Origin of the sequence: Okeania sp. SIO2B9, assembly GCF_010672505.1 — a bacterium.
Taxonomy (GTDB): Bacteria; Cyanobacteriota; Cyanobacteriia; order Cyanobacteriales; family Microcoleaceae; genus Okeania; species Okeania hirsuta.
Window position 1 is genome coordinate 1 of sequence record NZ_JAAHGK010001739.1, and the last position, 1194, is coordinate 1194.

Sequence of the window (1194 nt, forward strand, 5' to 3'; positions counted from 1 at the left end):
CCAGAATAGGAGGAGGAGAAGTTGCTGTTAGTAGCGTAGTCAAAGGTACATTAGGATTTATGCCTCCAGAACAAATGTTTAATCGCGAATTAACAACAGCATCAGATTTATATAGTCTCGGTGCAACATTAATTTGTTTATTAACAAATACCCCAGCAACAGAAGTAGGAATTCTCATGGATGAGACAGGAAAAATTAATTTTCAGCAGCAAGTAAAGCACCTAAGTCAAGACTTTATTATGTGGCTAGAAAAAATGGTACAACCTAATTATAAAGATAGATATTCATCAGCAGAATCAGCTCTTGAAGCTTTAATTCCTTTAGAAGTATTAGCCCCTTCTCAAAAACAAAATTTGACTAAAACAGCATTAATTACCATTGTGGGATTTATGACAGTTTGGAGTGCTGCTTATGCTATTTTCAGCGCTTATAATACGCAACTAAGTCAATCTCCTGAAATTGCCAAAATAGAAGATTTATCTCCAGATAAAAACCAAAGAAAATGCCCCAATCGTCGAAAATAGTTACAGCAGTTTTTTAGTTGATGAAGCACAAAGTTTTATAAATTTATAAACCAGGTAAATATACTAAGAGAAACTGTAATTCACCATTTCAATAAAATGGTATGAGTATACTTTTCTCCTATGAAGGTTGAATAATTATGTCTCAATACATTTTTTATAGTAATGGCTTTGAAAAATTTATCGACTCCATTATCAGTAGTCAAAAAAAGTTATCTTGAAAAGCTGTAAAATTTGACCGAGATAAGAGTATTTGAAATTCATACAGAAGTATGCAAGAAAAAATATTTTTAGACCTAAGTTGGCAACAGATTTAAGTTAATATCAATCTCTTTTTTTTATAAACTCTAGTTGTAAGCATTCAGCTATTAGCTGTCAGCTTTAAGCTTTCAGCTTTTCCAACCTCAAGCTTAAGGATAATATTTCAACGAATATAGAAAGTTAAAACTGGCTTTTGTAGTAATTTTCATCTCTTCAATGAAAGAGCTTTTATAGCAAACTCAAAGTAATAGCTGTTAACGTAGTTCCTCCGCAGGAGGCTAGCTAATAGCTAATAGCTGAATGCTTACCTCTAGTTTTTTTACTCTTCAGGAGAATTTAAAACCCCTTGCTAATATAGTCTGTTCTCATATTATTCTTGAATATTATGACAATCAATTAAAGCTAAAAATTA

The 1194-nt window shown here is 31.7% G+C and carries 1 pseudogene; it reads left to right on the forward strand.

Annotated features, from left to right (window positions below):
* Positions 1–524, forward strand: a pseudogene (locus tag F6K13_RS34080) (hypothetical protein); the annotation flags it as partial.
* Between the last annotated feature and the right edge of the window lie 670 nt (positions 525–1194).